Below are 20,792 nucleotides of genomic sequence, written 5' to 3' on the forward strand. Positions count from 1 at the left end.
CAGGTCTGCAAGGACCTGCTGCACCGGCTCGACGACGCCAAGGGCGACGACGTGAAGGTGACCCAGGCCCTGCTCTACGCCCAGTCCCGCCGCGCACGCCGCCGAGGCCGCCGCGACCGAGAGCGCACCCGCCGAGGCGGCCGCTCCGGCTCCGGCAGAGACGCAGCAGGAGGGCTGACGAATGCTGATCCCTCGTAAGCCCCCGAAGGGCTTCCGTAAGCCGCACCACCCGGACCGGCACGGTCCGGCCAAGGGTGGCACGCGCGTGGTCTTCGGCGAGTTCGGTATTCAGGCGCTTGAGCCCGCATACATCACGAACCGCCAGATCGAGGCGGCCCGTATCGCCATGACCCGGCACATCAAGCGTGGTGGCAAGGTCTGGATCACGATCTTCCCGGACCGCTCCATCACCAAGAAGCCGGCCGAGACCCGCATGGGTTCCGGCAAGGGCTCGCCGGAGTGGTGGGTGGCCAACATCAAGCCGGGCCGGATCCTCTTCGAGATGTCATTCCCGAACGAGCAGATCGCCCGGGAAGCAATGCGTCGCGCGATCCACAAGCTTCCGCTGAAGTGCCGGATCGTCACGCGCGAAGGGGCTGATGTGTGATGGCCGCCGGTATCAAGGCGACCGACCTGCGTGAGCTGTCCGACGAGGGCCTGGTCGAGAAGCTGCGGGAAGCCAAGGCGGAGCTGTTCAACCTCCGCGTGCAGTCGGCCACCGGCCAGCTGGACAACCACGGGCGCCTGCAGATCATCCGCAGGGACATCGCCCGGATCTACACGATCATGCGCGAGCGTGAGCTGGGTCTTTCGGCTGCGCCCGACGCTGTGGCTGAGGTGGCATGAGCATGAGCGAGCAGACGACCGAGTCGGGCACCGAGGTGCGCGGCCGCCGCAAGGTCCGCGAGGGCCTCGTGGTCAGCGACAAGATGAACAAGACCGTCGTCGTGGCGGTCGAGGACCAGGTCAAGCACCCGCTGTACGGCAAGGTCATGCGCCGCACGAGCAAGCTCAAGGCGCACGACGAGCAGAACGCGTGCGGCGTCGGTGACCGGGTGCTGCTCATGGAGACCCGCCCCCTGTCGGCGACCAAGCGCTGGCGGGTCGTGGAGATCCTCGAAAAGGCCAAGTAAGGCCGTCGTTCCGCCAAGCTCGGCGCCGGGCGACCAGGATCGCCTAGGCACCTGGCGCCGAGAACTGGCAGACATTAGGAGACAAGCGTGATTCAGCAGGAGTCGCGGCTGCGCGTCGCCGACAACACGGGAGCCCGGGAAATCCTGTGCATCCGTGTGCTCGGTGGCTCCGGCCGCCGCTATGCAGGCATCGGCGACATCATCGTGGCCACGGTGAAGGACGCCATCCCGGGCGCCGGCGTGAAGAAGGGTGACGTGGTCAAGGCCGTCGTCGTCCGCACCACGAAGGAGCGGCGCCGGCCGGACGGCTCGTACATCCGCTTCGACGAGAACGCCGCCGTCATCATCAAGGACGGTGGCGACCCGCGCGGTACCCGCATCTTCGGCCCGGTCGGCCGTGAGCTGCGGGACAAGCGTTTCATGAAGATCATCTCGCTCGCGCCGGAGGTGTTGTAGCCGTGAAGGTCAAGAAGGGCGACACCGTCCTCGTCATCGCCGGCAAGGACAAGGGTTCCCGCGGCAAGGTTCTCGCCGCGCTGCCCCGCGAGGACAAGGTCGTCGTGGAGGGCGTCAACCGGGTCAAGAAGCACACCCGCATCCGCACCACCCAGCGGGGCTCGAAGACCGGCGGCATCGTGACGCAGGAAGCCCCGATCCACATCTCGAACGTGATGGTGATCGACTCGGACGGCAACGCCACCCGGGTCGGCTCCCGCGAGGACGAGAACGGCGTGAAGACCCGCGTGTCCCGTCGTTCCGGTAAGGAACTGTGATGACGACGGTCGAGAAGGTGAACCCGCGCCTCAAGCAGCGCTACCGCGACGAGATCGCCGGCGCGCTGCAGGAGCAGTTCAAGTACGCCAACGTCATGCAGATCCCGGGCGTGGTGAAGGTCGTCGTGAACATGGGTGTCGGCGAGGCCGCTCGCGACTCCAAGCTCATCGACGGCGCGGTGCGCGACCTGGCCACCATCACCGGTCAGAAGCCGCAGGTCCGGCGGGCGACCAAGTCGATCGCGCAGTTCAAGCTCCGTGAGGGCATGCCGATCGGCGCCAAGGTCACCCTGCGCAACGACCGCATGTGGGAGTTCCTGGACCGGCTGCTGTCGATCGCGCTGCCGCGTATCCGCGACTTCCGCGGTCTCGACGGGCGCAAGCTCGACGGCAACGGCAACTACACGTTCGGTCTCACTGAGCAGTCGGTGTTCCACGAGATCGACCAGGACCGCATCGACCGGCCGCGAGGGATGGACATCACCGTGGTCACCACCGCCCGCACGGACGAGGAAGGTCGCGCGCTGCTCAAGCTGCTCGGCTTCCCCTTCCGTGAGAACTAGGGAGAACTGACCATGGCGAAGAAGGCTCTCGTCCTCAAGGCCGCCGCGAAGCCCAAGTTCGCGGTCCGCGCGTACACCCGCTGCCAGCGCTGCGGCCGGCCCAAGGCCGTCTACCGCAAGTTCGGCCTGTGCCGCGTGTGCATCCGCGAGATGGCGCACCGTGGCGAACTGCCCGGCGTTTCCAAGGCTTCCTGGTAATCCTCCTTCGCCGCAGGCCCACCGACCCGGTGCGGAACCGCGGCGAGAAAGGCTGACAAACCCATGACCATGACCGACCCGATCGCAGACATGCTGACCCGTCTGCGCAACGCCAACCAGGCGTACCACGACCGGGTGTCGATGCCATATTCGAAGATCAAGGCGAACATCGCCGAGGTGCTCAAGTCCGAGGGCTACGTGTCCGCGTGGCTGGTTCAGGACCCGGAAGAGGGCAAGGTCGGCAAGACCCTTGTCGTCGACCTCAAGTACGGCCAGAACCGTGAGCGCAGCCTCGCCGGCATCCGCCGCGTGTCGAAGCCCGGCCTCCGCGTCTACGCGAAGTCGGTCGAGATGCCGCGCGTGCTCGGCGGTCTCGGTGTGGCGATCATCTCGACGTCCCAGGGTCTGCTGACCGACAAGCAGGCTCGCAAGCGAGGGGTGGGCGGGGAAGTCCTCGCCTACGTCTGGTAAGGGAAGGCATCACATGTCTCGAATCGGACGTAAGCCGATCACGGTGCCCGCCGGCGTCGAAATCAAGATCGACGGCCCGGTCGTCACCGTCAAGGGCCCCAAGGGCGAGCTCTCGCACACGCTGGCCGAGCCGATCACGATCGAGCGGGCCGAGGACGGCACCTACAGCGTCGTCCGCCCGAACGACGAGCGGAAGTCCAAGGAGCTGCACGGCCTGTCGCGCACGCTGGTCTCCAACATGGTGGTCGGCGTGACCGAGGGCTACCGCAAGAGCCTGGAGATCGCCGGCACCGGTTACCGCGTCACCGCCAAGGGCAGCGACCTCGAGTTCGCGCTCGGGTTCTCGCACCCGGTCCTGGTGACCCCACCGCCCGGCATCACCTTCACGGTCGAGAAGCCGACGGTGTTCCACATCGCCGGCATCGACAAGCAGCAGGTCGGCGAGATCGCCGCGAACATCCGCAAGATTCGCCCGCCGGAGCCGTACAAGGGCAAGGGCGTGCGGTACCAGGGCGAGGTCATCCGCCGCAAGGCCGGAAAGGCTGGTAAGAAATGAGCGCCACGCTGCTCAAGCGCCGCAACTCCGGCGGCATTGCCGCCGCGCGCCGCACGGGGCGTGCTCGCCGGCACTTCCGTATCCGCAAGCACGTTGGTGGCACCGCCGAGCGTCCTCGCCTGGTGGTCACCCGCTCGCTGCGGAACATCACCGCGCAGATCGTCGACGACCTCAAGGGCCACACGCTGGCCTCGGCCTCGACGCTCGACGCGACCATCCGTGGCACCGAGGGCGACAAGAAGGCCCAGGCCGCGAAGGTGGGCAAGCTGCTCGCCGAGCGCGCCACGGCCGCGGGTGTCGGCAAGGTCGTCTTCGACCGTGGTGGCAACAAGTACGCCGGCCGCATCGCGGCTCTGGCGGATGCCGCCCGCGAAGCCGGACTCGAGTTCTGAGAAGGAGAAACGTTCATGCCTGGTCCTCAGCGCAGGGGCGGCGGGTCCGGTAACACCCAAGAAGGTGGTGGCGGCCGTCGCGAGAATCGTCGCGAGGGTGGCGGCCGCGGCAACGCGCCCGCCGAGAAGACCCCGCACCTCGAGCGGGTCGTCGCGATCAACCGTGTCGCCAAGGTCGTGAAGGGTGGTCGTCGCTTCAGCTTCACCGCCCTGGTCATCGTCGGCGACGGCGACGGCACGGTCGGCGTCGGCTACGGAAAGGCCAAGGAGGTGCCCGCGGCCATCGCCAAGGGTGTCGAGGAGGCCAAGAAGCACTTCTTCAAGGTTCCGCGGCTCGCGGCGAGCATCCCGCACCCGGTGATCGGCGAGGACGCGGCCGGTGTCGTGCTGCTCAAGCCGGCCTCCGCCGGTACGGGCGTCATCGCCGGCGGCCCGGTTCGTGCCGTCCTGGAGTGCGCGGGCATCCACGACGTGCTCTCCAAGAGCCTCGGCTCCTCCAACGCCATCAACATCGTTCACGCGACGGTGGCGGCGCTGAAGAAGCTCGAGTCCCCGGAGGCCGTGGCCGCGCGCCGTGGCCTGCCGGTCGAGGACGTCGCGCCGGCCGCCATGCTGGCCGCTCGCGCCGGGGTGGGGGCATAGCCATGGCCCGTCTGAAGGTGACCCAGATCCGGTCCGAGATCGGTGGCAAGCAGAACCAGCGCGACACGCTGCGGACGCTTGGCCTGAAGCGGATCCGCGACGTGGTCGTCAAGGAGGACCGCCCGGAGATCCGCGGCATGATCCACACTGTGGCGCACCTCGTCACCGTGGAAGAGGTGGAGTAATCCGATGACGATCAAGCTGCACCACCTGCGGCCCGCCCCGGGCGCCAAGACCGACAAGACCCGTGTGGGTCGCGGTGAGGGCTCCAAGGGCAAGACCGCCGGTCGTGGTACCAAGGGCTCCAAGGCCCGTAGGAACATCTCGGCGGCGTTCGAGGGTGGGCAGACGCCCCTCCACATGCGCCTGCCGAAGCTCAAGGGCTTCCGCAACCGCAACCGGATCGAGTTCCAGGTTGTGAATCTTGCACGCCTCGCGGAGCTTTTCCCGCAGGGCGGCGAGGTCGGCGTGGCCGAGCTGGTCGACGCCGGCGCCGTCCGCAAGGGCGAGCTGGTGAAGGTCCTCGGCGACGGGGAGCTCGGCGGCGTGAAGCTGCAGGTCAGCGCGCACAAGTTCAGCGCGTCGGCCAAGGAGAAGATCCAGGCGGCCGGCGGCTCTGTGAAGCTGCTCGGCGGCGACAGCGAATAGAGCGCTATCGTGGCGTCCACCATCTTGGTGGGCGCCACGCGGCGCCTTCAAAGCCGGACGTGATGTGCCCCGGACATCCTGTTAGAGTCCGTTGCGCAGTAGCACACTCGACTCATACGTTCGACAGCGTCACCCGCACCACCCGGACCCCACCTCGTCGGCCGAACGACCGGCCGCCTTGCGCAGGAGGATGAAGTTGCTCTCCGCCTTTGTTAGTGCGTTCCGAACGCCTGACCTGCGCAAGAAAATCCTGTTCACGTTGCTGATGATCGCCATCTACCGGCTCGGCGCCACGCTGCCCAGCCCCGGCGTCAGCTACGGCAACGTGCAGAAGTGCCTCAACATCGTCGAGAACAGCAAGGACAACCAGGTCTTCACCCTGTTGAACCTGTTCTCCGGTGGGGCACTGCTCCAGCTGTCGGTGTTCGCGCTGGGCATCATGCCCTACATCACCGCGAGCATCATCCTCCAGCTGCTGACGGTGGTGATCCCGCGCCTTGAGCAGCTGCGCAAGGAAGGCCAGTCCGGCCAGGCGAAGATCACGCAGTACACGCGCTACCTGACCCTCGGCCTCGGCATCCTGCAGGCCTCGGCGTTCGTCGCCCTGGCGCGGTCCGGCCAGCTCTTCGGCGGCGCGTGCGACCAGTCGCAGTACCCGATCATCCCGGACACCGGCAAGATCCCGATGTGGCTGACGCTGGGCGCCCTGGTCGTCACCATGACCGCCGGCACCGGCGTCATCATGTGGCTCGGCGAGATGGTCACCGACCGCGGCGTCGGCAACGGCATGTCGGTCCTCATCTTCACCTCGATCGCGGCCCGGCTCCCGATCGAGGGCATCCAGATCTGGCAGGACAACAAGACCACGTTCTTCGTGATCGTCGGCCTCGCGGTCGTGGTCATCGCCTTCGTGGTCTTCCTCGAGCAGGCCCAGCGCCGCATCCCGGTGCAGTACGCCAAGCGGATGATCGGCCGGCGGATGTACGGCGGCACCTCGACCTACATCCCGCTGAAGGTCAACCAGGCGGGTGTCATCCCGGTCATCTTCGCCTCGTCGCTGCTCTACATCCCGCAGCTGATCACCTCGTTCGCGGGCTCCGACTCGACGAACAAGACGATCCTCTGGATCAACCGGAACATCGTGCCGCAGAACAGCGCCTGGCACATCTCGATCTACTTCCTGCTGATCATCTTCTTCACCTACTTCTACGTGTCCATCACCTTCAACCCGACTGAGGTGGCGGACAACATGCGGAAGTACGGTGGTTTCGTGCCCGGCATCCGCCCGGGCAAGCCGACGGCCGAGTATCTTGACTTCATCCTCAGCCGCATCACGCTTCCCGGCGCGCTCTACCTGGGCATCATCTCGATCCTGCCCAACCTGCTCATCGGGATCGTGGGCGGCGGGCAGGCTCTGCAGAACTTCCCGTTCGGTGGCACCGCGGTACTCATTATTGTTGGTGTGGGCCTCGAGACGGTGAAGCAGATCGAGAGCCAGCTGATGCAGCGCAACTACGAAGGGTTCCTCCGGTAGTGAGGCTGGTGCTGGTAGGTCCCCCCGGGGCGGGCAAGGGGACCCAGGCCGAGTACATCGCCGCGCATCTCGCCGTGCCCAAAATCTCCACCGGCGACATCTTCCGGGCCAACGTCGGGCAGGGCACCCCGCTCGGCGTCGAGGCCAAGCGGTACATGGACGCCGGGCAGCTGGTGCCGGACGAGGTCACCATCAACATGGTGTCCGACCGGCTGGCCGAGGGGGACGCGACCGACGGCTTCCTGCTCGACGGCTTCCCGCGCACGGTGCCGCAGGCCAACGCCCTGGACAAGCTCCTGGCCGACCTCGGCACCGGGCTGGACATCGTCCTCGAGCTCGTCGTGGAGAACGAAGAGGTCATCCGCCGGCTCTCGGGCCGGCGGACCTGCCGTGGCTGCGGCAAGATCTGGCACGTCGAGTTCGACGCGCCGACGCACGACGGCGTCTGCGACCGCTGCGGCGGCGAGCTGTTCCAGCGCGACGACGACAAGGCCGAGACCATCGCCGAGCGGCTGAAGGTCTACGCGCGCGACACGTCGCCGCTGGTGGACTACTACGGCGCACAGGGCAAGCTGGTGGGCATCGACGCGACGGGTCCGGTCGAGGACGTCACCGTTCGCGCGATCGACGCCCTCCGTTCCTACGGCGCCTGAGCGCACAACAGCACACGACGGGTAAGTCTCATGGCCCCTCATCAGCTCGAGATCGAGCTCAAGACGCCCGAGCAGATCGGCCTCATGCGCCGCGCCGGGCTGGTCGTGGCGGACGCGCTGGAGCGGATGCGGGCCGCGGTCGCGCCCGGCGTCTCCACCGCGGAGCTGGACCGCATCGCCGAGGAGACCATCCGCGCCGCGGGGGCCGTGCCGTCCTTCAAGGGCTACCACGGCTACCCGGCCTCGATCTGCTCCTCGGTCAACGACCAGGTCGTCCACGCGATCCCGAGCCCGCGGCAGATCCTGGCCGAGGGCGACCTCATCTCCATCGACTGCGGCGCGGACCTCGACGGCTGGCACGGGGACGCGGCGATCACGGTCGGCGTCGGAGCGGTACACCCGGATCTGCGCAGTCTCGTGCGCGTCGCCGAGGACGCCATGTGGGCGGGCATCGCCGCGGCCGCCCGGGGGGCGCGCTCGGGCAAGGGGCGGCTGACGGACATCTCGTTCGCCATCCAGTCCTCGATCCGCAAGGCCGGCCGCTTCGGCATCGTCGAGGGCTACGGCGGGCACGGCATCGGCAGCGCCATGCACCAGGACCCGTTCGTGCAGAACTCCGGCCGCCCGGGCAAGGGCCCGCTGCTGCGGCCCGGCATGGCGCTCGCCATCGAGCCGATGATCACCCGGGGCAAGCCGAAGGTCGCGGAGCTCGACGACGGCTGGACCGTGGTGACCGTCGACGGCTCGGCCGCGGCGCACGTGGAGCACACGATGGCCTTCTGCGAGGACGGCGTCTGGGTGCTCACCGCGCACGACGGCGGGCGCGGCCGCCTCGGCGACCTGGTCACGGCCCGCGAGCCCGTCCCCGCCGCCGAGTAAGGGAAATACCGGGGTGGAACCGGTGTGCGCCTCGATGCGATGCTGTGTGCAGTGTCCGAAGGGGGAACGGTGGCAGACCGGCGGGAAGACCTGCGCGCGGCCGACGTGGACCGGCAGTTCGTGGCGGAGCGCCTGAAGGCGGCGCTGGACGAGGGCCGGCTGTCGCTCGGCGAGTACGACGACCGGCTCAAGGAGGCCTACGCCGCCCGGACGTACGGCGACCTGGACGGCATCCTCAAGGACCTCCCCGGCTTCCACCCGGCGGGCGGCTCCCAGCTGGCGCCGCAGGAGCCCGTGGTCGACGACCCGGACGAGCGCCGCGGGCGCAGCGACACCAGGAGCAACCCGCGCTGGCTGATCGGCATCTGGAGCGCCTGGCTCGTCGCCGTCTCGGTCAACGTGGTCATCTGGGCGCTGGTGAGCCTGTCCTCCGGTGAGGCCGTCTACTTCTGGCCGATGTGGGTCGCGGGCCCGTGGGGCGCGGTGCTGCTCGTCTCGACGTTCTCGGTCAAGGCGCTCGGCCACAGCCCGGACGAGAACGAACAGCGACGCTACCGGGACAGTTAGATACCCCCGATTTGGTAGCTGGGGGACCCGCGCGTAGACTTGCCGATTGGCGCAGAGCGTCCACTCCGGCATGCCCCCACGCGCTTCTAGTGGCATGACCGGAGCCGCGGCTGGCTCGGGGTCCCGTGACCTCGAGAAATGGATGCGAGCGTCGACCAACCGACCCGATGTCAGGTAGCGGAGGACATGCCGAAGAAAGACGGGGCCATCGAGATCGAGGGCCGAGTGATCGAGCCACTGCCGAACGCGATGTTCAGGGTGGAGCTCGCCAACGGCCACAAGGTCTTGGCGCACATCAGCGGCAAGATGCGACAGCACTACATCCGCATCCTGCCCGAGGACCGTGTGGTCGTGGAGCTTTCGCCCTACGACCTCACTCGCGGGCGCATCGTCTACCGCTACAAGTAATCGGTGTCGGTACCCAGTTAACGGTCGGGTTCTGTCGTGCCCGCTCGCCATGAGCGCGTGCGCAGCGAGAGTTAGGCAAACCGTGAAGGTCAAGCCGAGCGTCAAGCGGATCTGCAACAACTGCCGGGTCATCCGGCGGCATGGCCGGGTCATGGTCATCTGCAGCACTGACCCGCGCCACAAGCAGCGCCAGGGCTGAGTCCCCGGCACCCGCTTTTCTGAGTAACAGCCCGTTCCAGCCTCGGGCGGCCCGCCGGCAACGGCGTGGCGTGCGTGGGGCTGCACCCCTGGTCGGAGGCCAGGGCCCGTCTGTGGGCAGACGGGAGTGGAGCGGGCACAGACCTCCGCACACTTGAGGAGCACGCCCACTTATGGCACGTCTCGTCGGTGTCGATCTCCCGCGCGACAAGCGCACCGAGATCGCACTCACCTACATCTACGGCATCGGGCGTACCCGCGCCGTCGAGACCCTGGCCGCCACCGGCATTGACCCGAACAAGCGGGCCCGGGACCTGACCGATGAAGAGGTCGTGCAGCTGCGCGACTACATCGAGGCCAACTACAAGGTTGAAGGCGACCTGCGCCGCGAGGTCGCCGCGGACATCCGCCGCAAGGTCGAGATCGGTTGCTACGCGGGCATCCGGCACCGTAAGGGCCTGCCCGTGCGCGGTCAGCGCACGCGGACCAACGCGCGCACCCGTAAGGGTCCGAAGCGCACGGTCGCCGGCAAGAAGAAGCCGGGCAAGAAGTAACCACCGGTCCGATCAGAAACGTATCTAGGAGCGCATAGAGAATGCCGCCGAAGGCTCGCGCCGGTGGGGCCGCTGTCAAGAAGGTCCGGCGCAAGGAACGCAAGAACGTCGCCCACGGGCAGGCGCACATCAAGAGCACGTTCAACAACACCATCGTGTCGATCACCGATCCGACCGGTGCTGTGATCTCCTGGGCCTCCGCCGGCCAGGTGGGTTTCAAGGGCTCGCGCAAGTCGACCCCGTTCGCCGCCCAGCTGGCCGCCGAGGCCGCTGCGCGTCGCGCGATGGAGCACGGCATGCGCAAGGTCGACGTCTTCGTGAAGGGCCCCGGTTCCGGCCGGGAGACCGCGATCCGTTCGCTGCAGGCCGTGGGCCTGGAGGTCGGGCAGATCTCTGACGTCACGCCGCAGCCGCACAACGGCTGCCGTCCGCCGAAGCGCCGCCGGGTCTAAGGGAAGAGAAGAACATGGCTCGCTATACAGGTGCCGACTGCCGCCGTTGCCGGCGCGAGAAGATGAAGCTGTTCCTCAAGGGCAGCAAGTGCGACGGGCCGAAGTGCCCGTTCGAGTCGCGTCCCTTCCCGCCCGGCCAGCACGGCCGCGGCCGGCCGAAGGAGACCGAGTACCTCCTGCAGCTGCGCGAGAAGCAGAAGGCCCGCCGCATCTACGGCGTGCTGGAGCGGCAGTTCGCCGGCTACTACGAGGAGGCCGTGGCCAAGCCGGGCAAGACCGGTGAGGAGCTGCTGCGCATCCTCGAGTCGCGGCTCGACAACGTCGTGTACCGCGCCGGCCTGGCGTCGTCGCGCGACATGGCTCGCCAGCTCGTCAAGCACGGCCACATCGTGGTCAACGGCCGGAAGGTGGACATCCCGTCGTACCGCCTGCGTGAGCACGACATCGTGCAGGTGCGGGAGAAGTCGCGGGAGCTCACCCCCTTCCAGGTCGCGCAGGGCCTCGCGGGCAGCAAGACCGTCCCGGCGTGGCTCGAGTTCATCCCGAGCGAGTTCAAGGTCCTGGTGCACAGCCTGCCGGCCCGGCAGGTCATCGACACCCAGGTCCAGGAGCAGCTCATCGTCGAGCTCTACAGCAAGTAGCAAGACTGTCGGAGGGGCCTCATGGCCCCTCCGATACGGAGCGCGTCAAATAGCGGGCGCGCAACGAAACTGGAGGAAAGAACGTGCTTATCTCCCAGCGGCCCAGCCTCGCGGAAGAGTCGATCAGCGAGGTCCGGTCCAAGTTCACCATCGAGCCCCTCGAGCCGGGCTTCGGGTACACCCTCGGCAACTCGCTGCGGCGCACCCTGCTCAGCTCGATCCCGGGCGCGGCCGTGACGAGCATCAAGATCGACGGCGTGCTGCACGAGTTCACCACGATCCCCGGCGTCAAGGAGGACGTGGTCGAGCTCGTCATGAACATCAAGGAGCTGTGCGTCAGCTCCGAGCTTGACGAGCCGGTCTCGATGTACCTGCGCAAGCAGGGCCCCGGCGACGTCACCGCGGGCGACATCCAGCCCCCGGCCGGCGTCTCCGTGCACAACCCCGACCTCAAGCTGGCCACGCTCAACGGCAAGGGCCGCCTCGACATGGAGCTCACCGTCGAGCGGGGCCGCGGCTACGTCACGGCCAACCAGAACAAGCAGCAGGGCCAGGAGATCGGGCGCATCCCGGTCGACTCGATCTACTCGCCGGTGCTCAAGGTGACGTACCGCGTCGAGGCGACCCGTGTCGAGCAGCGCACCGACTTCGACCGGCTCATCATCGACGTCGAGACCAAGGCGTCGCTGACCCCGCGCACCGCGCTGGCCTCGGCCGGCTCGACGCTGGTGGAGCTGTTCGGCCTCGCGCGCGAGCTGGACGAGACCGCCGAGGGCATCGACATCGGCCCGTCGCCGCAGGACGCGCAGCTCGCGGCCGACCTGGCGCTGCCGATCGAGGAGCTGGACCTCACCGTCCGCTCCTACAACTGCCTCAAGCGCGAGGGCATCAACTCCGTCGGTGAGCTGATCAGCCGCACGGAAGCAGACCTCCTCGATATAAGGAATTTCGGTCAGAAGTCGATCGACGAGGTCAAGATGAAGCTCGCCGGGATGGGTCTGGGTCTGAAGGACTCCGCCCCGACGTTCGACCCGGCCCACGTCGTGGACTCCTTCGCCGAGGTGGACTACGACGCCGACGACTACCGCGAGACCGAGCAGCTGTAGTTCAGCCGCTGTATTAGAGGAGCCCTGACAATGCCCACGCCCACCAGAGGTCCCCGCCTCGGCGGCAGCCCCGCGCACGAGCGGCTGATGCTGGCGAATCTCGCCACGTCGCTGTTCAAGCACGGTCGCATCACGACGACCGAGACGAAGGCCAAGCGGCTGCGCCCGCTCGCCGAGCAGCTCATCACCAAGGCCAAGCGCGGCGACCTGCACGCGCGCCGTCAAGCGCTCTCCGTGGTGCGGGACAAGGACGTGGTGTTCGCGCTGTTCGACCAGATCGCGCCGCGGTTCAGCAACCGTCCGGGTGGCTACACCCGCATCGTGAAGACGGGCCCCCGCAAGGGCGACGCCGCTCCGATGGCGATCATCGAGCTGGTCGAGGAGCTCGAGGTGGCCGCCCCCAAGGCGCCGCGCAAGACCGCCCGGAAGGCCGCCAAGGCCGACTCGATCGCGGTGCTCGCCGGCGACGAAGCGGACGAGACCCCGGCCCCGGCCGCGGCGACCTCGCCCGCGGACGAGGACGCCGCCGAGGCGAAGGACGAAGAGACCAAGGCCTGATCACCGGTCGAGGTTCGTCGGCCCGGCACCCTTTCGGGGGTGCCGGGCTTTCTTTTGGGAGTTGTACCGCATGAGCGTGCGCATCCGCCTGGACGTCTCCTACGACGGGACCGACTTCTCCGGCTGGGCCGTGCAGCCGGGCCGCCGGACGGTCGCGGGTGAGCTCCTCGCGGTCCTGGAGCGCCTGTTCGGCTCGGTCGCGGGCCTGACCGTGGCGGGGCGCACCGACGCCGGCGTGCACGCGACCGGGCAGGTGTGCCACGTCGACGTGGAGGAGGAGCGCTGGGCGGTGCTCGAGTCCGCCCTCGTGCGCAAGCTGGCCGGGCTCCTCCCGCCCGACGTGCGCGTGCTCGCCGCGGGTGCGGTGCCGCCCGAGTTCGACGCACGCTTCTCGGCGCTGGCGCGGCGGTACGAGTACCGCGTCACGGATGCCCCCTTCGGCGCCGAGCCCCTGCGCCGCCGCGACACGCTCGCCTGGCCGCGCCCGCTCGACCTGGCGCTGCTGAACGAGGCCGCGGCGGGGCTGGTGGGCGAGCACGACTTCGCCGCGTTCTGCCGGCGCAAGGAGCACGCGAGCACGATCCGGGCCGTGTCGCGGATGGAGTGGCGCCGCGATGCCGACGGCACCGTGGTGGCCACCGTGGCGGCGGACGCGTTCTGCTGGTCGATGGTCCGCAGTCTCGTGGGGGCGCAGTTGGTGGCGGGGGACGGGCGTCGGGCTACCTCGTGGCCGGGATCGCTGCTGACGCGGACGGTGCGGGCCGACGAGGTGGTGGTGGCGCCGGCGCACGGGCTCACGCTGGTCGAGGTGACCTATCCGGGTGACGCGGAGGCGTTGAGCGCGCGGGCGGAGCTGACTCGGCGTCGCCGGGATCTCTGACGGTTGGGGCTCGATAAGTCGGGCGCTCCGCGCCGCGACTTATCGCCTTTATCGGCATTTTTCGTGCGGTGCGGCACATGGCCGTTTCGCGGCATTCAGCCGGTCCGGCGCCTAGCGTTGGCGGCGGGCCTGTGCTGAGCCCGGGCGGAACCGCGTGGCGGCGGGCCGCACGCTGGGCCCGATCGAGTCGGCGGCGACTCGGCGTCCGCGCTGCGGCGGGCCCGCGCTGAGCCCTGGCCCGCGCTGAGGCCGGGCGGAACCGCGTGGCGGCGGGCCGCACGCTGGGCCCGATCGAGTCGGCGGCGACTCGGCGTCCGCGCTGCGGCAGGCCGGCGCTGAGCCCTGGCCCGCGCTGAGGCCGGGCGGAACCGCGTGGCGGCGGGCCGCAAACTCGGCCCGGAGTCCGTGCTGAGACCGCTGCGCTCGCGGTGGACGAGGGCGCAGCGGGAGCCCGCGGGCGATCAGCTCGGCGGGGCCGAGCCGGGCAGGGACGCGGCCGGGGTCGCCTCGGGCTGGATGACCGAGCGGCTCTCGATGATCCCGTTGTCCAGGTACGTCTCGACGATGTCGTACGTGATCTGGTTCGGATACGGGTCGCCCTGGGTGAAGTTGTTGCCGTCGACGCGGGCGATCACGCAGTACGTGATGAAGTGGCCCTTGTAGTTCCACCCGAGCTGCGTAGGCGCCCGCACGAGCGCGTCGGTGCCGGTGCCCGCGCCCACGCTCATGCCCGCGAACCGGCCCTTCTGGCCGTCGACGATGGGCTTGATCCCGTCGAAGGTCTTGGCCGCGACCTCCTCGCTGGTCACGTTGAAGATGCCGGCCGTGATGAGGTACTCCTGATTCGGCGACTTCATCGTCGCGCGCACGACCTCCGAGCACCCCGCCCCCGCGAGCAATGTCGCCAGCTGCTCGGTCGCGGCCACCTTGCAGTCGTTGGACGCCTTCGTCGCCAGGATCACGTAGGGCGCCTCGTCCGGCACCGCCACGATGTTGTTGCTCGGGAACACCTCGGCCTCGGTGAGCGCCTTCGGGTCCACGTCGCGGCTGCTGATGTCGCGCTTCTTCGGCGCCGACGACTGGCCGGACTTGGCCGACTCCGGCCCGTTCTTCTCGTCCTTGAAGATGAACCAGGTGCCCACGCCGCACACGCCGAGCACGACGACGACCGCGATCGCGCTGAGCAGCGCGACCCATCGGTGCGGCCGCGGGACCGGGCGCACCGGGTCGATGACGGCTCGCGGGCGGTCCAGCCGGTCGAGGCGCTCCGGCGGGTCCCCGCGCTCGGGGCGGCGGGGCGGCTCACGCAGGGCCCGCTTGGTGCCCCCGGTGGTGTATTCGCCCGTGTACTCCCCGGAGCCCCGACCCCCGCGGCCCCGGCGCGCGCCGGAGGGCTCGTCGTAGCGGTCGTGGCCCGGCTCGTCCTCGGGCGCGCGGCGCTGCTGCGGGGGCTCGTCGTACGCAGGCCGGCGCCGCATGGCCTCGTCGCGCCGCCGCACCCCGCTGTCGTCGCGGCGCCCGGTCTCGTCGCGGCGCCCGGTCTCGGGTGGGGCCGCCGACTCGAACCCGGCGCGGGCGCGGCGTCCGGTGCTCTCGAGGTCGTCGTCGTACGCCGGGCGCCCCCGACGCCCGCGCGGGTCCTCGCCCGGGCGGAACATCGTGGTCTCGCCGGCGTAGGGCGCGCCGCTGCGAGGCCCGTCCTCGTCGAACCCGCGCGCGGGCGGGTCGTTGGCCGGGGCGCCGTACGTGCGGGCGGAGCCGTTGCCTGCCCCGTTGGCACCGTCGCGCCGACGGCGGGCGCCCGTGTCGTCGCCGGGGCGGAACATCGTGGTCTCGCCGGTGTAGAGCGCTCCGCGGCCGCCGTTCGCCTCGTCGCCGGGGTCCCCGAACCCCTTGCGAGGCTCGGGCTCGGCCGCGCGCCGGCGCCCGCCCGCGTCACCCGTGCGGGGCTCATCGGCGGCCCGGCGTCTCCCGCCACCGTTGACCTCGCCGGTGCGGGGACCGAGGTCGCCTGTGCGGGAGCCGAGGTCGCCGGTGCGCGGGCCGGTGTCACCCGCCCGGGGGCCGAAATCGCTGGTCCGCGGGGTGAAGTCGCCGGTGCGCGGGTCGGCCGCGTAGGTGCGCTGCTCCTCGGCGGCGCGGCGGGCCCGGCGGGCGGCGCCGCTCGTGGGCGACGCGTCCGGGCGCATGTTCGGGAAGATCGGCACCAGCGGCGGCGGGTCGGCCGGCGGGTTGGCCGCGCCCAGCTCGCCGAGCGGCTTGATGATCGGGGTCAGTTGGGGACCGTGATCGTACGACTCCGAGGCGCGGGCCTCCTCCTCGTCCCGCGCGCGCCGGCGTCCCCCGCGCGGCTCGTCGAGGCCGGCGGCGGGAAGCTGCTGGTCGAGCGGGGGGCGGGCCGGGGGTGCCGCCGGGCGTCCGTAGACGCCGCTGGCGGAGTCGTCGTCGGCGGCCCGGCGGCGACCCGCGGGCGGCGCGGAGGCGTCCGGCGTCGACCAGCCGTCGACGTTGGCCGGGCGGCTCGGGGGCGCGGCCGGCGGGAGCGAGCCGGGGCCGAACACGCCGCTGGGGGAGTCGTCGCGCGACCGGCGGCCGCGCCGAGCGTCTCCGGTCCGCGGCTCGCGGATGTCGCCCGTGCGGGAGTCGGCGCGTGGGTCGCCTCCGCGCGGGTCGCCGGGGCGGGAGTCGGCGCCGGGGCGGCGGATGGCCGTCGTGCGGTCGAAGTCGCCGGCGCGCTCACCGGTGCCGGAGCGTTCCATGCGGCCGGGGCGCTCGAAGGAGGCGGCGCGCTCGCCCGTGCCCGAGCGCTCCATCCGGCCCGGGCGGTCGAACGAGCCCGAGCGGTCTGGCGGGCCCGGACGGTCGAGCGGACCCGGGCGGTCGAAGGATCCGGAGCGGTCCATCGGGTCGGGACGGTCGAAGTCGAACGAGCCGGAGCGGTCGGGAGGGCCGGGGCGATCGAAGGGGTCGGGCGGCCCCGCGAAGGGGTCGGGCTCGCCGCGTCCGCTGCCGCGCAGACCGGCCAGCCAGTTGTCGGCTTCGTCCGCCTCGTCCCGGCGGAACGAGTCGGATCGCCGCTTCCGGCGCTGCTCGTCCCGAGAAGTCATGTCGCACAGGGTAGCCGACGCCGCCGCGCGGTGGCTTGTCGGCGATGTTGCGCACAATCCGAACGGGTGGCCGCGCAAACCGCCGGTCACCTGCGCGTGGACAATGCGTTGCGGAACGCGGGCGATGGAGGGCATGTTGTCAGGCGAGCACTACTTCTCGGCCGACCCGGCGGTCGCGCACGAGCGCCACGAGGTCGTGTTCGAGGCCCTTGACCAGGAGTTTCGCCTGGCCTCGGCATCCGGGGTGTTCTCCTGGAGCGGGCTGGACCGGGGCACCGCGGTGCTGCTGGCCGAGGCCCCGCCGCCGGGGCCGGACACGGAGGGCGCGCTGCTGGACCTGGGCTGCGGATATGGCCCGATCTCGATCGTGCTCGCCACCGCCGCGCCCAGAACGACGGTGTACGCGATCGACGTGAATCAGCGCGCGTTGGACCTGGTGCGGGAGAACGCGGGCGGGCGGCGCATCGTCGCGGCGCTGCCCGACGAGGTGCCGGAGACTGTCAGCTTTGCGCAGATCTGGTCCAACCCGCCGATCCGCATCGGCAAGGCCGAGCTGCACGCGCTGCTGCTGCGGTGGCTGCCCCGGCTCACCCCGGACGGCGTCGCGTGGCTGGTCGTGGCCAAGAACCTGGGCGGCGACTCGCTGCAGCGCTGGCTCGCCGAGCAGGGCTTCACGGCCGAGCGCCACGCGACCGACAAGGGTTTCCGGGTGCTGCGCGTCGGAAAACCGCTTTCGTGACGTACCGCTGCCGATGAAGCTCTTCAGACGTGGGATATGTGGACGTCGCAGGGGTCGGGCACACGCTGCCGGACGGCCGTGAGCTCTTCTCCGAGGTCTCGTTCCGGGTCGGCGAGGGCGCGAAGGTGGCGCTCGTCGGGCCCAACGGGGCCGGCAAGACGACCCTGCTGAAGATGGTCGCCGGCGACCTGCCGGTGCGCGAGGGCGCCGTCGCGCGCTCGGGTGGGCTGGGCGTGATGCGCCAGTTCATCGGCATGATCGGCGACGATCGGACGCTGTACGACCTGGCCCTGCAGCTCGCGCCGCCGCGCCTGAGCGAGGTCGGGCACCGGCTGGCCACGGCCGAGCGCGCGCTGGCCGACGGGACCGAGAAGTCGCAGCTCAGATACGCGAATGCGCTGACGGCGTGGGGCGAGGCGGGCGGGTACGACGCGGAGGTTCTCTTCGACACCGTGAGCGTCGCGGCGCTGGGCCTGCCGTGGGATGCCACGCGGGACCGGCCGGTGCGCACGCTGTCCGGCGGGCAGCAGAAGCGGTTCGCGCTCGAGCTGCTGCTGCGCGGCGAGGACGAGGTGCTGCTGCTGGACGAGCCCGACAACTTCCTGGACGTACCGGGGAAACGCTGGCTGGAAGAGCGGCTCCGCGAATCCCCGAAGAGCGTGCTCTATGTCTCGCACGACCGTGAGCTGCTGGCCCGGTCCGCGGATCGCGTGGTCGCGGTCGAGGGCGGCTCCGCGTGGGTGCACCCCGGCGGGTTCGCGTCCTGGCACGAGGCCCGCGGCGCGCGCCACGAGCGCCTGGAGGAGCAGCGGCGGCGCTGGGACGAGGAGCACGAGAAGCTCAAGGCGCTCGTGCTGATGTACCGCACCAAGGCCGCCTACAACGACGGGCTCGCGTCGCGCCTGCAGGCCGCCCAGACCCGCCTGCGCAAGTTCGAGGAGGCCGGGCCGCCGCCGGCACCCCCGAAGGAGCAGGACATTCGCATGCGCCTTTCCGGGGGTCGTACGGCCAAACGCGCCGTCATGTGCGAGCAGCTGGAGCTCGACGGGCTGACCTACCCGTTCGACCTGGAGATCTGGTACGGCGACCGCGTGGCCGTCCTCGGCGGCAACGGCACCGGCAAGTCGCACTTCCTGCGGCTGCTGGCCCGCGGCGGCACGGACCCCGACGGGCCCCAGATCGGCGTCGAGCTCTCACCCGTGGCGCACGGAGGCCGGGTGCGCCTCGGCGCGCGGGTGCGGCCAGGCCACTTCTCGCAGACGCACGACCGCCCGGAGCTGCTGGACAAGACCCTCGCCGAGATCCTGTGGCGCGGCGACGACTGGCGAGCCGGCCTGCCGCGGCCGCAGGCGATCCCCGCGCTCGGGCGCTACGAGCTCGCGGCCCAGGCCGACCAGCGCTTCGGCACCCTCTCCGGCGGTCAGCAGGCCCGGTTCCTGGTGCTCCTGCTCGAACTGTCCGGGGCGACGCTGCTGCTGCTCGACGAGCCGACCGACAACCTGGACCTGGCCAGCGCGGAGGCGTTGGAGGAGGGGCTGGCGGGCTTCGACGGCACCGTGATCGCGGTCACGCACGATCGCTGGTTCAGTCGTTCCTTCGATCGGTACGTGCTCTTCCGCGCCGACGGCGAGGTCGTCGAGGTCCCCGAGCCGGTCTGGGAGGGCCGCTCCTGACGGACTGCTTGTGCGGTGCACTGCTCACGCTCCGTGGTCATCTATCGCCCGTGGAGCCGACTGTTGTACTCACCATCGGGGCGTCCGACTCCTCCGGCGGCTCGGGCCTGCAGGCCGACCTGCGCACCCTAGCCGCGCTGCGGATGCACGGCGCCTCGGTGGTGACCGCGGTGATGTCGCGCAACACGCGCGACGTCACCGACCTCTTCCCGCAGCCCACGAACGTCGTCACCGCGCAGCTCGGCTGCGTGCTGGAGGACCTGCCGGTGGCCGCGGTGAAGACCGGCATCCTGCCGACCCCGGAGACGGCGGTGGCGATCGCGGCTCGCGCCCGGACGGGCGCCCTGCCGAACCTCGTCGTCGACCCCGTCCTCACGGCGGTGTCGGGCTCGCGGCGGGGGCTGGTCGCGGCGTACGAGCGCCTACTGCCCCACGCCAGCGTCCTCACGCCGAACCGTGAGGAGGCCTCGGCCCTGCTCGGCTGGGACGTCTTCACCCCGACCGACATGGCCGCGGCCGCGTCCCAGCTCTCCGCCCGCGGCCCGCGCTGCGTGGTCATCACGGGCGGCGACTTCGCGGCCGGCCGGGACGCGATCGACGTCCTCTGGTCCGACGGCGAGGCGCGCGTCCTGCACAGCCCGCGCATCGCGAGCCGCAACACCGACGGGAGCGGGGCGACCTTCGCGACGGCGGTGGCCGCGCGCCTGGCCATCGGCGACGAGGCGGACGCGGCCGTATCGTGGGCGAAGGGCTTCGTGGGCCGGGCCATCGGCGACGCGTCGGACTGGCGCCTGGGCGGCGGCACCGGCCCGATCGACCAGTTCGGCTGGTCTTCCCTGACCCTGCGCTGACGCCGTCGCCGCTGGGCCCGCTGCGTGCCGCTCCGCGCTCGCCTGCTTCCTGCGTCTCGTCGCGGTTCACGGCTGAGGTCGACGCGGTTTCGCGCTGCGCTGAGGTCCACGTCGCGTTTGCGCTGAGGTCTGTGCCGCTCGAAATGTCGCCTCCGGCGCGGCCTGAGGCGACGTCGGGAGCGGATGGCAATGCGTCCGCGCCCGGCGTCCGGCGTCCGCGCGTGGTGCCGCGTCCGCGCCCGCGTCCGGCGTCCGCGCGTAGTCGGCGCGGGGGTGAGCCGGTGCGGTGGGTGGTGTGGCGAGCGAGACAGGCGCGTGGCCGAGAACTTCTCGACGCGTGGTGGATGATGCAACCCATGGACGAGAAGACGTTGATCCACCAGATCTCGACCCTGGTCGACGAGGAGCACAAGCTCCGCACGCAGCTGCAGGCCGGGAAGATCACCGAGCAGGAGGAGCACGACCGGCTGCGGGGGCTGGAAGAGCAGCTCGATCAGCTCTGGGACCTGCTCCGGCGCCGGCGCGCGGCGAAGCTGCAGGGGGTCTCGCCCGACGAGGTCGAGGCGCACTCCGTCGACGAGGTCGAGCACTACCTCCAGTAACAAGGGGCAGGGGC

Annotated in this window: 31 protein-coding genes; 30 read left to right on the top strand and 1 reads right to left on the bottom strand. The window is 70.4% G+C overall.

The genetic code is table 11. From position 1 onward, the window contains the following. The 26 genes from ABT369_RS12605 to truA form a co-directional block, all read left to right on the top strand. A partial coding sequence (locus tag ABT369_RS12605; RefSeq protein WP_350611876.1) for a hypothetical protein occupies positions 1 to 198 on the top strand: 198 nt, incomplete at its 5' end. After that, a complete protein-coding gene (gene rplP / locus ABT369_RS12610) occupies positions 182 to 607 on the top strand; it encodes a 50S ribosomal protein L16 (RefSeq protein ID WP_203845084.1) in 426 nt (141 codons plus the stop codon). The genes ABT369_RS12605 and rplP, both read left to right, overlap by 17 nt. After that, positions 607 to 846 (top strand): 50S ribosomal protein L29, encoded by a 240-nt coding sequence (gene rpmC, locus ABT369_RS12615; protein ID WP_350611877.1) that lies wholly within the window; start codon positions 607 to 609, stop codon positions 844 to 846. Before rplP ends, rpmC begins: the two co-directional genes overlap by 1 nt. Positions 847 to 848: 2 nt before the next feature. Continuing rightward, positions 849 to 1,133, top strand: a complete 285-nt coding sequence (gene rpsQ / locus ABT369_RS12620; protein ID WP_344615991.1) for a 30S ribosomal protein S17 — start codon at positions 849 to 851, stop codon at positions 1,131 to 1,133. A gap of 87 nt (positions 1,134 to 1,220) precedes the next feature. Then, on the top strand, positions 1,221 to 1,589 hold the full coding sequence (gene rplN, locus ABT369_RS12625) for a 50S ribosomal protein L14 (protein ID WP_033357657.1): 369 nt from the start codon (positions 1,221 to 1,223) through the stop codon (positions 1,587 to 1,589). 2 nt (positions 1,590 to 1,591) lie between these two features. Continuing rightward, a complete protein-coding gene (rplX, locus tag ABT369_RS12630) occupies positions 1,592 to 1,906 on the top strand; it encodes a 50S ribosomal protein L24 (protein WP_350611878.1) in 315 nt (104 codons plus the stop codon). Further along, positions 1,906 to 2,469 carry a 50S ribosomal protein L5 gene (rplE, locus tag ABT369_RS12635; protein ID WP_350611879.1) on the top strand — a complete coding sequence of 188 codons (564 nt, stop codon included), beginning with the start codon at positions 1,906 to 1,908 and terminating at the stop codon, positions 2,467 to 2,469. Before rplX ends, rplE begins: the two co-directional genes overlap by 1 nt. A 12-nt stretch (positions 2,470 to 2,481) precedes the next feature. Then, entirely contained in the window at positions 2,482 to 2,667 is a 186-nt protein-coding gene (locus ABT369_RS12640) for a type Z 30S ribosomal protein S14 (protein WP_190249376.1), read from the top strand. A 63-nt stretch (positions 2,668 to 2,730) separates the two neighbouring features. Then, positions 2,731 to 3,138 carry a 30S ribosomal protein S8 gene (rpsH, locus tag ABT369_RS12645; protein WP_350611880.1) on the top strand — a complete coding sequence of 136 codons (408 nt, stop codon included), beginning with the start codon at positions 2,731 to 2,733 and terminating at the stop codon, positions 3,136 to 3,138. A gap of 13 nt (positions 3,139 to 3,151) precedes the next feature. Beyond that, positions 3,152 to 3,694, top strand: a complete 543-nt coding sequence (rplF, locus tag ABT369_RS12650; protein WP_350611881.1) for a 50S ribosomal protein L6 — start codon at positions 3,152 to 3,154, stop codon at positions 3,692 to 3,694. Further along, the gene (gene rplR, locus ABT369_RS12655; protein WP_350611882.1) at positions 3,691 to 4,086 is read left to right on the top strand and encodes a 50S ribosomal protein L18; all 396 of its coding nucleotides are present in this window, start codon (positions 3,691 to 3,693) and stop codon (positions 4,084 to 4,086) included. Before rplF ends, rplR begins: the two co-directional genes overlap by 4 nt. Before the next feature lie 15 nt (positions 4,087 to 4,101). After that, complete coding sequence (gene rpsE, locus ABT369_RS12660) at positions 4,102 to 4,728, top strand: 30S ribosomal protein S5 (RefSeq protein WP_344615997.1); 627 nt, start codon at positions 4,102 to 4,104, stop codon at positions 4,726 to 4,728. 2 nt (positions 4,729 to 4,730) lie between these two features. After that, positions 4,731 to 4,913: a 50S ribosomal protein L30 gene (rpmD, locus tag ABT369_RS12665; protein ID WP_350611883.1), complete on the top strand. Its 183-nt coding sequence runs from the start codon at positions 4,731 to 4,733 to the stop codon at positions 4,911 to 4,913. A gap of 4 nt (positions 4,914 to 4,917) precedes the next feature. After that, a complete protein-coding gene (rplO, locus tag ABT369_RS12670; RefSeq protein ID WP_350611884.1) occupies positions 4,918 to 5,376 on the top strand; it encodes a 50S ribosomal protein L15 in 459 nt (152 codons plus the stop codon). A gap of 196 nt (positions 5,377 to 5,572) precedes the next feature. Then, on the top strand, positions 5,573 to 6,910 hold the full coding sequence (gene secY, locus ABT369_RS12675) for a preprotein translocase subunit SecY (protein ID WP_350612143.1): 1,338 nt from the start codon (positions 5,573 to 5,575) through the stop codon (positions 6,908 to 6,910). Then, on the top strand, positions 6,910 to 7,563 hold the full coding sequence (locus ABT369_RS12680; RefSeq protein WP_350611885.1) for an adenylate kinase: 654 nt from the start codon (positions 6,910 to 6,912) through the stop codon (positions 7,561 to 7,563). Before secY ends, ABT369_RS12680 begins: the two co-directional genes overlap by 1 nt. A gap of 30 nt (positions 7,564 to 7,593) precedes the next feature. Continuing rightward, positions 7,594 to 8,442, top strand: a complete 849-nt coding sequence (map, locus tag ABT369_RS12685) for a type I methionyl aminopeptidase (RefSeq protein WP_350611886.1) — start codon at positions 7,594 to 7,596, stop codon at positions 8,440 to 8,442. 69 nt (positions 8,443 to 8,511) lie between these two features. Beyond that, positions 8,512 to 9,009 carry a DUF1707 SHOCT-like domain-containing protein gene (locus tag ABT369_RS12690; RefSeq protein WP_350611887.1) on the top strand — a complete coding sequence of 166 codons (498 nt, stop codon included), beginning with the start codon at positions 8,512 to 8,514 and terminating at the stop codon, positions 9,007 to 9,009. A 186-nt stretch (positions 9,010 to 9,195) separates the two neighbouring features. Next, positions 9,196 to 9,417, top strand: coding sequence for a translation initiation factor IF-1 (gene infA, locus ABT369_RS12695; protein ID WP_007073013.1), 222 nt, complete (start codon positions 9,196 to 9,198; stop codon positions 9,415 to 9,417). An 82-nt stretch (positions 9,418 to 9,499) separates the two neighbouring features. Next, entirely contained in the window at positions 9,500 to 9,616 is a 117-nt protein-coding gene (gene rpmJ, locus ABT369_RS12700; protein ID WP_014440745.1) for a 50S ribosomal protein L36, read from the top strand. Positions 9,617 to 9,788: 172 nt separating this feature from the next. Next, positions 9,789 to 10,169, top strand: a complete 381-nt coding sequence (gene rpsM, locus ABT369_RS12705; protein WP_350611888.1) for a 30S ribosomal protein S13 — start codon at positions 9,789 to 9,791, stop codon at positions 10,167 to 10,169. 41 nt (positions 10,170 to 10,210) lie between these two features. Then, on the top strand, positions 10,211 to 10,621 hold the full coding sequence (gene rpsK / locus ABT369_RS12710) for a 30S ribosomal protein S11 (RefSeq protein ID WP_223099064.1): 411 nt from the start codon (positions 10,211 to 10,213) through the stop codon (positions 10,619 to 10,621). 14 nt (positions 10,622 to 10,635) lie between these two features. Beyond that, positions 10,636 to 11,262, top strand: coding sequence for a 30S ribosomal protein S4 (rpsD, locus tag ABT369_RS12715; protein WP_350611889.1), 627 nt, complete (start codon positions 10,636 to 10,638; stop codon positions 11,260 to 11,262). 83 nt (positions 11,263 to 11,345) lie between these two features. Continuing rightward, complete coding sequence (locus ABT369_RS12720) at positions 11,346 to 12,368, top strand: DNA-directed RNA polymerase subunit alpha (RefSeq protein ID WP_350611890.1); 1,023 nt, start codon at positions 11,346 to 11,348, stop codon at positions 12,366 to 12,368. A 30-nt stretch (positions 12,369 to 12,398) separates the two neighbouring features. Beyond that, entirely contained in the window at positions 12,399 to 12,926 is a 528-nt protein-coding gene (gene rplQ / locus ABT369_RS12725; protein ID WP_350611891.1) for a 50S ribosomal protein L17, read from the top strand. Positions 12,927 to 12,996: 70 nt separating this feature from the next. Continuing rightward, positions 12,997 to 13,806 carry a tRNA pseudouridine(38-40) synthase TruA gene (truA, locus tag ABT369_RS12730; protein ID WP_350611892.1) on the top strand — a complete coding sequence of 270 codons (810 nt, stop codon included), beginning with the start codon at positions 12,997 to 12,999 and terminating at the stop codon, positions 13,804 to 13,806. A gap of 461 nt (positions 13,807 to 14,267) precedes the next feature. Here the strand turns inward: truA and ABT369_RS12735 are convergent, their stop codons facing one another. Continuing rightward, on the bottom strand, positions 14,268 to 16,913 hold the full coding sequence (locus tag ABT369_RS12735) for a hypothetical protein (protein WP_350611893.1): 2,646 nt from the start codon (positions 16,911 to 16,913) through the stop codon (positions 14,268 to 14,270). Between the two features lie 136 nt (positions 16,914 to 17,049). Between ABT369_RS12735 and ABT369_RS12740 the strand changes: the two genes are divergently transcribed. The 4 genes from ABT369_RS12740 (at position 17,050) to ABT369_RS12755 (ending at position 20,778) form a co-directional block, all read left to right on the top strand. After that, on the top strand, positions 17,050 to 17,652 hold the full coding sequence (locus tag ABT369_RS12740; RefSeq protein WP_350612144.1) for a class I SAM-dependent methyltransferase: 603 nt from the start codon (positions 17,050 to 17,052) through the stop codon (positions 17,650 to 17,652). A 29-nt stretch (positions 17,653 to 17,681) separates the two neighbouring features. Further along, positions 17,682 to 19,325 (top strand): ABC-F family ATP-binding cassette domain-containing protein, encoded by a 1,644-nt coding sequence (locus tag ABT369_RS12745; RefSeq protein WP_350611894.1) that lies wholly within the window; start codon positions 17,682 to 17,684, stop codon positions 19,323 to 19,325. Between the two features lie 50 nt (positions 19,326 to 19,375). Then, a complete protein-coding gene (thiD, locus tag ABT369_RS12750; protein WP_350611895.1) occupies positions 19,376 to 20,176 on the top strand; it encodes a bifunctional hydroxymethylpyrimidine kinase/phosphomethylpyrimidine kinase in 801 nt (266 codons plus the stop codon). A gap of 356 nt (positions 20,177 to 20,532) precedes the next feature. Further along, positions 20,533 to 20,778 (top strand): DUF2630 family protein, encoded by a 246-nt coding sequence (locus tag ABT369_RS12755; protein WP_350611896.1) that lies wholly within the window; start codon positions 20,533 to 20,535, stop codon positions 20,776 to 20,778. Positions 20,779 to 20,792: the final 14 nt, after the last annotated feature.

The sequence above is a fragment of the Dactylosporangium sp. NPDC000244 genome (genome assembly GCF_040300725.1).
GTDB lineage: Bacteria > Actinomycetota > Actinomycetes > Mycobacteriales > Micromonosporaceae > Dactylosporangium.

Excerpts from the sequence above, each read along its gene's own strand:
- rplP (WP_203845084.1), top strand. The coding sequence starts at position 182 with ATGCTGATCCCTCGTAAGCCCCCGAAGGGCTTCCGTAAGCCGCACCAC.
- rpmC (WP_350611877.1), top strand. The coding sequence starts at position 607 with ATGGCCGCCGGTATCAAGGCGACCGACCTGCGTGAGCTGTCCGACGAG.
- rpsQ (WP_344615991.1), top strand. The coding sequence starts at position 849 with ATGAGCGAGCAGACGACCGAGTCGGGCACCGAGGTGCGCGGCCGCCGC.
- rplE (WP_350611879.1), top strand. The coding sequence starts at position 1,906 with ATGACGACGGTCGAGAAGGTGAACCCGCGCCTCAAGCAGCGCTACCGC.
- ABT369_RS12640 (WP_190249376.1), top strand. The coding sequence starts at position 2,482 with ATGGCGAAGAAGGCTCTCGTCCTCAAGGCCGCCGCGAAGCCCAAGTTC.
- rpsH (WP_350611880.1), top strand. The coding sequence starts at position 2,731 with ATGACCATGACCGACCCGATCGCAGACATGCTGACCCGTCTGCGCAAC.
- rplF (WP_350611881.1), top strand. The coding sequence starts at position 3,152 with ATGTCTCGAATCGGACGTAAGCCGATCACGGTGCCCGCCGGCGTCGAA.
- rplR (WP_350611882.1), top strand. The coding sequence starts at position 3,691 with ATGAGCGCCACGCTGCTCAAGCGCCGCAACTCCGGCGGCATTGCCGCC.
- rpsE (WP_344615997.1), top strand. The coding sequence starts at position 4,102 with ATGCCTGGTCCTCAGCGCAGGGGCGGCGGGTCCGGTAACACCCAAGAA.
- rpmD (WP_350611883.1), top strand. The coding sequence starts at position 4,731 with ATGGCCCGTCTGAAGGTGACCCAGATCCGGTCCGAGATCGGTGGCAAG.
- rplO (WP_350611884.1), top strand. The coding sequence starts at position 4,918 with ATGACGATCAAGCTGCACCACCTGCGGCCCGCCCCGGGCGCCAAGACC.
- map (WP_350611886.1), top strand. The coding sequence starts at position 7,594 with ATGGCCCCTCATCAGCTCGAGATCGAGCTCAAGACGCCCGAGCAGATC.
- infA (WP_007073013.1), top strand. The coding sequence starts at position 9,196 with ATGCCGAAGAAAGACGGGGCCATCGAGATCGAGGGCCGAGTGATCGAG.
- rpsM (WP_350611888.1), top strand. The coding sequence starts at position 9,789 with ATGGCACGTCTCGTCGGTGTCGATCTCCCGCGCGACAAGCGCACCGAG.
- rpsK (WP_223099064.1), top strand. The coding sequence starts at position 10,211 with ATGCCGCCGAAGGCTCGCGCCGGTGGGGCCGCTGTCAAGAAGGTCCGG.
- rpsD (WP_350611889.1), top strand. The coding sequence starts at position 10,636 with ATGGCTCGCTATACAGGTGCCGACTGCCGCCGTTGCCGGCGCGAGAAG.
- rplQ (WP_350611891.1), top strand. The coding sequence starts at position 12,399 with ATGCCCACGCCCACCAGAGGTCCCCGCCTCGGCGGCAGCCCCGCGCAC.
- truA (WP_350611892.1), top strand. The coding sequence starts at position 12,997 with ATGAGCGTGCGCATCCGCCTGGACGTCTCCTACGACGGGACCGACTTC.
- ABT369_RS12735 (WP_350611893.1), bottom strand. The coding sequence starts at position 16,913 with ATGACTTCTCGGGACGAGCAGCGCCGGAAGCGGCGATCCGACTCGTTC.
- ABT369_RS12755 (WP_350611896.1), top strand. The coding sequence starts at position 20,533 with ATGGACGAGAAGACGTTGATCCACCAGATCTCGACCCTGGTCGACGAG.